The organism is Algoriphagus sp. (assembly GCF_030694375.1).
Taxonomy (GTDB): Bacteria; Bacteroidota; Bacteroidia; order Cytophagales; family Cyclobacteriaceae; genus Algoriphagus.
On record NZ_JAUXYL010000017.1, the window covers coordinates 85,746 to 95,385 of the forward strand.

Sequence of the window (9,640 nt, forward strand, 5' to 3'; positions counted from 1 at the left end):
TGGAAGGTTTACCACTTTTTAACCTTTCCACTCCTTAATCTTTTTGTAAAATGAGCGCCGCCCAGTTGTCTTTAGAAGATTTTTGTTGAAGAACCAAGCCATGGGGTCTCGCCGCAATAATCAAATCTTCAATGTCCTCTGTGTAAAATCCACTCAAAAGGAGAAATCCTTTCGGTGACAGCAATCCTGCATAGATCTGAATTTCATCGAGGAGCACATTTTTATTGATATTGGCCAGAACTATCTCAAAAGGTCCTTGGGGATTGACCTCGCGAATAGTGCCAAGTCCCATTCTGGTGCTTAAGCCATTCAGATCAAAATTTTCGTTACCATTGTCCACACACCAGTCGTCGATATCAAAAGCTTCCACTTCCCTCGCTCCCAGCAGATGGGCCATGATGGCCAGAATGCCCGTTCCGGAGCCGACGTCAAGGACTCTTTTCCCGCTATGATCAAGTTCCCCTTGATGCCTGAGCATCTGATAGGTAGTGGCATGATGTCCCGTCCCAAAGGACATTTTGGGATTGATGACGATTTCATGCTTGAAACCCGATTTGGGTTCATGAAATGAAGCACGAACATAGACTAGCTCCTCCACTTCGATCGGATCATAGTTTTTTTCCCATTCTTCATTCCAGTTGACCTTTGGCATGACCTCCTCTGATAGAGAGATTTCAGCAGCCACCTGATAACCGGAGATGATTTCGGTGAATTTTTCCCTGTCAAAATTACCCTGCAGGATATAGGCATCAATTCCCTCCTCGGTCTCTTGGAAGGAATCAAAGCCTATTTCTGCCAATTCTGCAATGAGTATTTCCCGGAATTCTTCCAGGCACTTGATCTTAAACTCCAGGTAATCCATGGGATTGGGTAATGAATATGTAAATAATACACAGGTCTGCTTGGACACAGACCTGCGATAATTGTGTTGATTGATTTTAAATGGTTTTTAAAAGGACTTGGTGATATCAATGAAGTCTCTAGACTTAAGAGAAGCGCCGCCTATCAGTCCACCATCTACATCTTCTTTAGAGAAAAGCTCTTTGGCGTTTCCCGGATTTGCACTACCCCCATAGAGTATTGAGGTATTGTTGGCCAATTCCTTACCAAACTTAGAGGCAATATGTCTTCTCAACGCAGCATGCATTTCTTGGGCTTGATCAGCCGTGGCAGTTTTGCCGGTTCCGATGGCCCAGATAGGTTCGTATGCAATCACCACTTTTGCCATATCTTCAGGACTCAAATCAAAAAGGCTTTCTGTAAGCTGGAATTTCACGTTGGACTCGTGGGTTCCGGCCATTCGGATTTCCAAGGATTCTCCACAGCAAAAAATCGGGGTCAATCCATGAGCAAGCGCCTGCTTCACTTTCAGCGCCAATAATTCATTGTCCTCTTTAAAATATTCTCTTCGCTCAGAGTGACCCAAAATCACATATTGAACGCCGAAAGAAGCTAAGATTTTGGCAGAAACTTCACCTGTAAACGCTCCTGATTCCATTGCGGAGCAATTTTGAGCACCGAGTGCAATACCGGGAGTGTCGCCAATCAGTTTTTTGACAGGAAAAATATGGGGAAAAGGAGGGTTCAAGACAGCAATGACATCTTTCACGGCTTCGTCTTTAAACATATTTACAATTTCGGATGTGAGTTTTTGACCTTCATCAAAGGTCATGTTCATCTTCCAGTTTCCGGCAATGATTTTTTTTCGCATGGTAGGTATAAAATTTTGAGAGGTTGGAAAAATAGCGTGAGCTGAAGTACTTTGGGATAAAATTACCAAAAATGTCCGGTTGGGGAAAAAATAACCCAGATCAAGCTCCAAAAAAGTATTGGTCACTCGATGAAGCCAAAGGAAAACTCGAAACCTATTGCGCTTATCAGGAGCGAAGTCAGTGGGAAGTCAGGCGCAAACTGTACGAAAAAGGCATCAAAGGTGATGGTGCCGAAGAATTGATCGCGGAAATGATCGGAACTGATTTTTTGAACGAAGAACGCTTTGCCCGGGCATTTGCAAGGGGAAAGTTCCGGCTGAAGCATTGGGGGAGATTACGGATCACCCGAGAACTCAAAATGCGGGATATCAGTCCCCGATTAATTCAATATGGGCTTTCGGAGATCGACCCTGAGGAATACTACGATACCCTTCTCACTCAAGCGGAAAAAAAATGGGAAAAATCCCTGGAGAGAGATCCGTACAAAAAGCGATACAAAGTCATTCAATATTTGATGAGCAGGGGTTTTGAGCAAGACTTGGTGCAGGAAGCGGTTTCTGGTTTGCAGTAGGCGGTGGGCAGTGTACAGTATGCAGTAGGCAGTGGGCGGTAGGCAGTATGCAGTAGGTAGTGGGCAGTGGGCAGTTACAGAAAAGTTTCCGCCGGATGTAAAATTGGCAGAATTTAGTTTTTCTTAAATTGAGAAAGTTATTATTCACTTTTCAATCAATTTTATGGATTTCACTGATCTTTTAAGCTACCAAAAGGCATTCAACCTTTCCATGAAAATTTTTGAAATAAGTAAATCCTTCCCGAAAGAAGAAACATATTCTCTGACGGATCAAATCAGGCGATCCAGTAGATCTGTATGTGTAAATCTTGGTGAAGGATATCGAAAAAGAAGATATTTAGCCCATTTTATTTCAAAACTTTCTGATGCAGATATGGAAAATACCGAAACCCAAATCTGGATTAGTTTTGCAAAACACTGTGGCTATATTTCACCAGAACTTTCAGAAAGTTTACTTGATGAAGTTAAAGAAGTTGGAAGATTGATAGGCTTCATGATTGCCAACCCTGAAAAATTTGGATCAGCCAATCCCCAAAAAAGCTAACCCTCTAAACCGGTATCATTATTTAGTGTTTTTCCAACTGACTACTGACTACTGACTACTGATTACTTAAAACTAACTACTGTCAACTGTTGACTGTCCACTGACAACTGCCTGCTGTGGACCGTTGACTAACTTACCAATTCCGTCATAATCTTCGCCGAAAGAAGCGAAAGCGGGATGCCGCCTCCCGGATGAACTGATCCCCCGCAGAAATAGAGGTTTTTGATCGATGAAGAATAATTGGCGTGGCGAAGAAAAGCGGCAAACTTATTATTGGAACTGTTGCCATAGAGTGCGCCTTGGGCGGAAGAAGTTTTGGATTCAATAGTTCTCGGATCCAGGATTTCCTCGACTTCGATCAGGGGTTCCAGGTCTGTTTTCAGAATTCTGTTGATTTTTGAAATGATGTTTCTTCTCGCCTCGGCGATCAGCTCATCCCAGTTTTGGCCTTGATTATTGGGCACATTGATCATGGTAAACCAATTCATGCAGCCTGCCGGGGCATCGTCTGTTTTACAGACCGAAGTGATATTGATGTACACGGTCGGATCGGAATAGATCGAACCTTTATTGAAAATGTGATCAAACTCGGCCTTGTAATCCTCCGAGAAAAGGATGTTGTGCAGATCCAATTCCGGAAAATTCTTTTTGACACCCCAATAAAAGATCAATGCCGAACTGGATTTGGGTTGGTCGAGCAGAAGTTTGGGTTGTTTTTGTTTTCGCAAGATGGTCTTGTAGGCATTGACCATGTCCATGTTGTTCACCACGACATCAGCTCGTATTTCTTGCCCATTGGCGAGAACCCCAACAGCTTTGCTATTTTCCACTAGGATTTCTTCAACTGGCGCATTGAAGTGGTATTTCACCCCAAGTGAAAGCGCCAATTTGTACAAACTCATGGTGATGTCATGCATCCCTTTCTTTGGGAAAAACGCCCCGATGTTGAATTCCAGATGCGGAATGATATTCAGCGTGGCAGGAGTTTCATAGGGATTCGAACCGTTGTACGTGGCATATCGGTTGAAAAGCTGCACCAATTTGGGAGAGCTAAACTGACGCTCGTTGGCTTTATTCATGGTAGAAAAAATACCGAGCTTGCCCATCTTTAGATACGATTTCAGTGCCTGAGGATTGGTCCAGGTGCCAAACTTGTGCAGCGACCGATGCATAAAAAGCGGCGCCAAATGATCATAGATAAAAGCCGATCGCTGAAGTGCTTCGCGAATATGACTTGCAGGCTCTCCTAATTTCGTTTCTACTTCCTCAGCAAAACGATTGAGATCCGCCCAAGCTTTCAACTTTTTTCCATCCTCCCAAAAATAATGACAGGCCACATCCAACTTGAGGTATTCGAAATGATCCTCGGTTTTTTGACCCGCCAAGCGGAAGAGTTCGGCTACCTGCTCGGGCAAAGTAAACAAGGATGGACCCGCATCGAAGCGATATCCTTGGATGAGGAGTTCCGAAAGTTTTCCTCCGGGATAGGCATTGGACTCAAACACTTCCACGTCAAAGCCATTAACCGCCAAGCGAATGGAAGCCGCAATTCCGGCAATTCCAGAACCGACGACGAGGGCTTTTTTCTTCATTTAGTTTGAATTAAAAGATGAAACTGGCGATTTGTGACTTGAGTTTTATTTTTCTTCAAAATAATTTCAATTTTTTCAAAATTTTTTGCTTTTGAAATTTTTCCACGAATTGAGGATTTATAGAAAAAACACTAGAATTCTGGGGAAACTTTTTCTCGAAATATTACCAAAAAAACCCACTTTATTAATTGGCATGAAAAATTATACCTATGATTTTCTATTCGCTATGAAATTCGGTAAAAAATAATTTTAATAACATTTTTTTGTATGTATTAACCATCTATATTTGTTTCAAATAAAAAAGCTATGAAAAATTTTAAAATCAAATTTTTAGGATTGGCCCTGTCGGGGATGATCCTAGGGGCGTGTAGCCAAATGGGCACGTACGAAAATGCTGACTTGATGAATGAGCAAGCAGAAGCAAACAAGGCGGGATTCAAATTGACTCCTTTTGGAACAGGAAATGAAAATGCAAGGACAGAATCAATTAGCGGAAACCTTACATTAACTTATGACGATGTCGTATGTTTGGGTGATCCTTCTACCGCTACTTTTGGAGGTGCGGGATTTACTGGCAAAAGAACAGTCCAAATTCAGAAATTAGTCGGTTCAGATTGGGTACAAGTATTTCAAAAAAGTCAAGCCACATCAGGAACTACAGCAAATTTGGGTGTTTTACCAGTTGGTGAACATACTTTCAGATGGACTGTAGGAGGTCAAGATGGTGCTCAAAACGTGGTGTTCACTATTACAGTTGAACAATGTTCAGACTGTGTTGCAAGTTTCTCCTATGTTGACAATGGAGATGATGCTCCATATACGTTCAAGTACACCCCAAGTGAGGACATGACCGATGTATTGGTTGAGTTTACTTTTGCTCAGGGAGTAGCTGTATCAGGATTAGACGGTTTTACTCAAAATGGTGGTGGTAACTCTTCTGTTTGGTCTTCAACTCGTTCCTTTGTCGCATGTACAGAATATACATTTACAGTTGATCTGTCAGCTGTTTGCAGTGGTAATTCTGCCAACAGCAACGTTTGGACAGATTTCAAAGTAGCCGAACTTTCTAAAAAGAACAGCAACACTCCGACAATTACAGAGGCTTGCACAAATTAATTCTTAAATAATCAGTCAAATCCCCCAGACTTAGCGTTCGGGGGATTTTTTTTTGCCCGGTCGAATTTGAGGTATTCCCAGGAAAGAGAATCAGGGAAATTACCGGGGACGTAGCCAGCATTTGTACCATCTTCCATTGTAAATTACCTTTTTTCATAAGGTTTCTGCCAGGGGAATTATAATGGGAATCTAAAACAACTATACCTTTTGGTCTATTAAAAAGAGGCTTGACCTATCTTTTTATAAAATTTATCAACTTAAGCGAAAAATATTTTTAAGATCATTTTTTTATATGCAACAGGCATTTATATTTAAGCGAAATTAATTTTTAATGAAATTTTTCAAAACAAAATTCTTGGGATTGGCCCTAGTGGGATTGATCCTTGGAGCGTGTAGCCAGATGGCCACGTACGAAACAGCTGACTTGATGAATGAGCAAGCAGTAGCAAACAAGGCGGGATTCAAATTGACTCCTTTTGGAACGGGTAATGCGAATGCATATCAAGTTGATAAGTATTTTACCTTCTCTTCCGATACAAATACAATTTGCTACGACGAGGATGGAAATTTTACAGTTTCATTCTTTGCCCAAAACACAGAAATTGAATGTGGAAATTTCCAAATTCAATATCGACTAGTTGGAGGAGATTGGCTTGATCTTACTGAAAGTTCTCCCAATGATGGAGTTGTTACTGCTACTCTTACTGGATTAGCCATAGGTGAATATCAATTTAGAGCTCAGTGGATTAGAACAGGAAGTCAATCTTCATGTCCATCTAGTTTAGGGGATAATACAGGATGGCAAGTTTCAACTGATAATTTGATTGTTGAAGAGTGTTGTGTCTTTGAATTCGATTCTGGATATGCAGGAAACACTGAAGGTGAGAATAATGGAAATCCAAGTCAAGGTTTCAATAATGCTTGGTGGTATGCTTTCGACATAGAAGGATCTTCTGTGCAGAATGTTTACCAAAATGAAAATGTAATTGGAACTGCAACTTATGATGCGATTGAAGGTACAATCACCATTTCATTTAATTCTGGATATTCATTGAAGGATGGTGAATCAAAATCAGTAAAATGGTATACCTATGCAAACGGAGCCCTTCCAACTGCCGGAAGACCAATTCCTGGTCAGGCACCTAACTCTGGAACTAGCCTTACAATTGACACTAATGGAGACAGATATTATGTGATCCACTTAGACGTACAATTTTGCAGTTCGGCAGATTAACTACTCAATTTAAAACTTTCAAAATCCCCCGAGCACACCCTCGGGGGATTTTTTTTGCCCCACCTACGTAGAATATTTTTTATAAGCGTTGAGTTTCAAAAAGGAACCAGGTGTAATCCGCTATGGCTTGGCTATGCGTAGTCCCGACAGCTGGACGGGAGCATCTACGCTTTCTTATTTTTTAGAATTTGCAATTACATTTTAGGCTGGCATCTCGACTTGTCGCCACGGCGGGCAAGCTGCCCAGTGTGAAGGAGTCGAAGCAATGTCAGTCCGCCGCGGCGGAGGAGTCGAAGACCCTTCTTCCCTTTGCGATTCTCCGCGTTCTCTGTGGTGAAAAACAAAAGCGAAGCTTTTACCCTCCGTGACCTCAAGAAAGCATCCCCAAGCCAGATACGATTGAAGTTCATTAGTAGGGTTCTCGGTTCAAAAACCTATTCCTCTGAGATCTTTGCGGTGAAAAAAAAGCAGCCACAAAGGCCCCAAGGCACAAAAGATTCAAAAAAAGCGAAGCATTTTACCCTTTCATGATGCAATTGGCTTATGAAGCCTGGCTGAAATGAAATTTTATCATGGATTAGTAAAAAACGCAAATATTTAATGCATTTTTTCTTGTTTGAATAGCTTTTTTAATGGTTTCAAATTCAGATATTTAGTATGTCTTGTTAATAATAACAGAACTATGAAAATTCTTAACAATTTTTGGCTCAGGGGTATCGGGATGATGCTGTTGGGCGGTATTCTTTTCTCGGCTTGTACCGAGGAGTCTCTTTTGGACCCGAATCAGGCGGCCCAAGAAGATGCGGCTATTATGATGGATCCATCCACATTTAGAAGTGGCTATGGGCTTGATCCAAATTCCAATGCTCGAATGGCTTATGGCAGTGCTGATTGCACAGATGAAGAAACCTACTGTGTGTCTTCAAGCAATTACTACTATAAGACCGATGACAAAAGCTGGAATGCGCCAGGCTTGGGGGGTGTTTATTTAGAGTATTATCAAAACGTCGATGGAGAGATGGTTTACTCTTTTGACTCTTACAAAAACAACAATGGTAAGGATCCTAATTTGGTAGGATATTCCATTGATGGAGGTCCCCTAGTACCAGTGAGTAAGAGTAGTACTATTACAGTTACCATTCCATTGGAAGAAGAATGGGCACCCTGTGATGAGGTTAATAGATCGATCACTGTGTACCGCAACAGCCAACATTCGTTAACATTTACCACATCATACATTTTACTGGCGGTATGCGATGATGACGACGGTGGAGGCGGTGGTGATGACTGCGAAGTAGAAGAGTTCTTCTACGACCACGTGGGTGGGTATACATACGACTTCACCTATATTCCATGTGAAGCCCTTACAGGGGCTACATTAAAATGGACTAGTCCTCATATCAAGGCTTGGTCTGCTGATGCAACGCTAACCACAAACCCAGGTAAGAAAAGAGGTACGCCGACAGTACTTAGCTGGACAGGAGATGTACCGGCAGAGGGAATTACTGTCCAAATCACCTTTGATCCGGATTGTACTCAGACTAATGCAGGATTTGCTTTACTTTGGACGGATTTCAAAGTGAATGAAGTATCCAAGAAGTATCTACATTCCGACAACATTAACATCCTTGCCACAAACTGTCCCGGTAAAAAATAACCTTTTTAACCAGGATTAAAAAAAGGCCTGTCAGATTCTGGCAGGCCTTCTTCATTTCAATTTTTTGTGTAATCAGAACGTTGCATGTAAGTGTTTTTTCTCAACTTAATCTTGACTTGTCCTGAATTGAGTTTACACAAAGTAAACTACAATGAAACGACAAAAAGAAAAAAGAACAAGGAGCATAGGATCTCTGAGTTGGGCTGAGCGGGAAGAAATGATCAAAGAGTATCTTTCAGGGAATTACTCCAAAGTTGAGATTTGGAAGAAGTATACCGGTCAATCTACAGAACATGGAAAAATGCTTAAATGGATGCGAATGTTAGGTTATTGTGATAGAATTGAAAATCCCATTAAAAGATATTTACCTTCAGGTTTTATCAGACAAGAACAACCTGTTTTGGCGACCAAAGACAACCCGCAAGATCCAAGAGACCTTCAAAAACGCATCAAAGAGCTAGAGCGTCAGCTTGAAAATGCCCAGCTGAAAGCCGAAGGCTATGAGCTGATGATCGAAATTGCAGAAAAGGAACTGAAAATTCCGATCAGAAAAAAGTCCGACACCAAGTAATCTCCACCTTAAAGGAAAGGCATCAGCGACAGGCTCTGAGTCGTTTATGTTTATTATTTGGTATGACCAGACAGGCCTATTATCAGCATTATTGGCAGAAGGAAGAAACTAGCTTTGAACAGGAGCTTGTGATCAAGGAGGTATTACAAATCAGAAAATCCCATAAAAAAATGGGATGCCGTAAGCTCATGGTGAAGCTGGAAGCCTTCATGTTCGATCACCAGATCAAGATGGGTAGAGATGCGCTGTTTGATCTGTTGGCGGCAAATCAGTTGTTGATTCGCCGTCGAAACAGACGGGTAACTACGACCTATTCAAGTCATTGGCTTCGAAAATATCCAAATCTGATCCGAGAGTTTATTGCTGAGGCAATCAATCAGTTATGGGTTAGCGACATTACTTATTGGAGATTTAAGGATAAGTTTCTTTACATCAGTTTTGTAACCGATGTCTTCTCACATCAGCTCATAGGTTATCATCTGAGTGACTCGCTGGAAGCGGAATCATCAATCCATGCCCTTCATATGGCTTTGGATCAGTTAAAACAGCCTGTAGAAGGCCTGATCCATCATTCAGACCGAGGAATACAATATTGTTGTAAAGAGTATGTCAAGTTATTACAGGACAATAGTATAGCGATCAG

General features: G+C 41.5%; 10 protein-coding genes. 7 read left to right on the forward strand and 3 right to left on the reverse strand.

Annotated elements, in window-relative coordinates; translation table 11 throughout:
- Window positions 1–34: 34 nt before the first annotated feature.
- Window positions 35–862 carry a 50S ribosomal protein L11 methyltransferase gene (prmA, locus tag Q8M62_RS04830; RefSeq protein ID WP_304901775.1) on the reverse strand — a complete coding sequence of 276 codons (828 nt, stop codon included), beginning with the start codon at window positions 860–862 and terminating at the stop codon, window positions 35–37.
- Window positions 863–949: 87 nt separating this feature from the next.
- Window positions 950–1,711, reverse strand: a complete 762-nt coding sequence (tpiA, locus tag Q8M62_RS04835; RefSeq protein WP_304901776.1) for a triose-phosphate isomerase — start codon at window positions 1,709–1,711, stop codon at window positions 950–952.
- A 71-nt stretch (window positions 1,712–1,782) separates the two neighbouring features.
- Between tpiA and Q8M62_RS04840 the strand changes: the two genes are divergently transcribed.
- Both Q8M62_RS04840 and Q8M62_RS04845 read left to right on the forward strand, forming a co-directional pair.
- On the forward strand, window positions 1,783–2,283 hold the full coding sequence (locus Q8M62_RS04840; protein ID WP_304901777.1) for a regulatory protein RecX: 501 nt from the start codon (window positions 1,783–1,785) through the stop codon (window positions 2,281–2,283).
- Window positions 2,284–2,446: 163 nt separating this feature from the next.
- Window positions 2,447–2,827, forward strand: coding sequence for a four helix bundle protein (locus Q8M62_RS04845; protein WP_304901778.1), 381 nt, complete (start codon window positions 2,447–2,449; stop codon window positions 2,825–2,827).
- Window positions 2,828–2,955: 128 nt separating this feature from the next.
- Here the strand turns inward: Q8M62_RS04845 and crtD are convergent, their stop codons facing one another.
- The gene (gene crtD, locus Q8M62_RS04850; RefSeq protein ID WP_304901779.1) at window positions 2,956–4,419 is read right to left on the reverse strand and encodes a 1-hydroxycarotenoid 3,4-desaturase CrtD; all 1,464 of its coding nucleotides are present in this window, start codon (window positions 4,417–4,419) and stop codon (window positions 2,956–2,958) included.
- A gap of 306 nt (window positions 4,420–4,725) precedes the next feature.
- Here crtD and Q8M62_RS04855 point away from each other — a divergent pair, with 306 nt between their 5' ends.
- The 5 genes from Q8M62_RS04855 to Q8M62_RS04875 form a co-directional block, all read left to right on the forward strand.
- Entirely contained in the window at window positions 4,726–5,535 is an 810-nt protein-coding gene (locus Q8M62_RS04855; protein ID WP_304901780.1) for a hypothetical protein, read from the forward strand.
- A gap of 427 nt (window positions 5,536–5,962) precedes the next feature.
- Window positions 5,963–6,769, forward strand: a complete 807-nt coding sequence (locus Q8M62_RS04860; protein ID WP_304901781.1) for a hypothetical protein — start codon at window positions 5,963–5,965, stop codon at window positions 6,767–6,769.
- Window positions 6,770–7,451: 682 nt separating this feature from the next.
- Complete coding sequence (locus tag Q8M62_RS04865; RefSeq protein ID WP_304901782.1) at window positions 7,452–8,426, forward strand: hypothetical protein; 975 nt, start codon at window positions 7,452–7,454, stop codon at window positions 8,424–8,426.
- A gap of 151 nt (window positions 8,427–8,577) precedes the next feature.
- Window positions 8,578–8,997, forward strand: coding sequence for a hypothetical protein (locus Q8M62_RS04870; protein ID WP_304901783.1), 420 nt, complete (start codon window positions 8,578–8,580; stop codon window positions 8,995–8,997).
- A gap of 35 nt (window positions 8,998–9,032) precedes the next feature.
- Window positions 9,033–9,640, forward strand: a 608-nt coding sequence (locus tag Q8M62_RS04875) for an IS3 family transposase (RefSeq protein ID WP_305668045.1), incomplete at its 3' end; no start/stop codon positions are given.

What these genes read in the sequence shown, in the direction of transcription:
- prmA (WP_304901775.1), bottom strand. Translation starts at nt 862, where the DNA reads ATGGATTACCTGGAGTTTAAGATCAAGTGCCTGGAAGAATTCCGGGAA.
- tpiA (WP_304901776.1), bottom strand. Translation starts at nt 1,711, where the DNA reads ATGCGAAAAAAAATCATTGCCGGAAACTGGAAGATGAACATGACCTTT.
- Q8M62_RS04840 (WP_304901777.1), top strand. Translation starts at nt 1,783, where the DNA reads ATGTCCGGTTGGGGAAAAAATAACCCAGATCAAGCTCCAAAAAAGTAT.
- Q8M62_RS04845 (WP_304901778.1), top strand. Translation starts at nt 2,447, where the DNA reads ATGGATTTCACTGATCTTTTAAGCTACCAAAAGGCATTCAACCTTTCC.
- crtD (WP_304901779.1), bottom strand. Translation starts at nt 4,419, where the DNA reads ATGAAGAAAAAAGCCCTCGTCGTCGGTTCTGGAATTGCCGGAATTGCG.
- Q8M62_RS04855 (WP_304901780.1), top strand. Translation starts at nt 4,726, where the DNA reads ATGAAAAATTTTAAAATCAAATTTTTAGGATTGGCCCTGTCGGGGATG.
- Q8M62_RS04860 (WP_304901781.1), top strand. Translation starts at nt 5,963, where the DNA reads ATGAATGAGCAAGCAGTAGCAAACAAGGCGGGATTCAAATTGACTCCT.
- Q8M62_RS04865 (WP_304901782.1), top strand. Translation starts at nt 7,452, where the DNA reads ATGAAAATTCTTAACAATTTTTGGCTCAGGGGTATCGGGATGATGCTG.
- Q8M62_RS04870 (WP_304901783.1), top strand. Translation starts at nt 8,578, where the DNA reads ATGAAACGACAAAAAGAAAAAAGAACAAGGAGCATAGGATCTCTGAGT.